This window comes from Pedococcus sp. 2YAF34 (assembly GCF_052114585.1).
Classification (GTDB): domain Bacteria; phylum Actinomycetota; class Actinomycetes; order Actinomycetales; family Dermatophilaceae; genus Pedococcus.
Window position 1 is genome coordinate 1 of the sequence record NZ_JBFRFA010000134.1, and the last position, 399, is coordinate 399.

1 protein-coding gene is annotated in these 399 nt (G+C 69.7%); it reads left to right on the forward strand.

Annotated elements, in window-relative coordinates; all coding sequences use genetic code 11:
- The coding region (pth, locus tag AB4Z02_RS19240) for an aminoacyl-tRNA hydrolase (protein ID WP_441972979.1) at positions 1 to 399 on the forward strand (399 nt) is incomplete at both ends.

The following is a 399-nucleotide window of genomic DNA, read 5'->3' on the forward strand; positions in this document are numbered from 1 at the left end:
GTGCCCGGCGGCCCGCGCTACATCCTCGCCAGGCCGAACACGTTCATGAACGTCTCCGGCGGGCCTGTGTCGCAGCTGATGCGGTTCTACTCCCTCGAGCCGTCGCACCTGATCGTGGTGCACGACGAGCTCGACATCCCGTTCGACACCATGAAGCTGAAGTTCGGCGGAGGCCACGGGGGCCACAACGGCGTCCGTGACGTGATCTCAGCACTCGGCACCGGCGACTTCACCCGGGTGCGCGTCGGCGTCGGGCGACCGCCCGGCCAGCAGGGCGCAGCCGACCACGTGCTGCGCGAATTCGGCGCGGCGGAGCGCAAAGTGCTCGCCAACGTGATCGCGGACGCGGCTGATGCGGTCGAGCAGATCGCGACCGACGGCCTCACCGCAGCGCAGCTC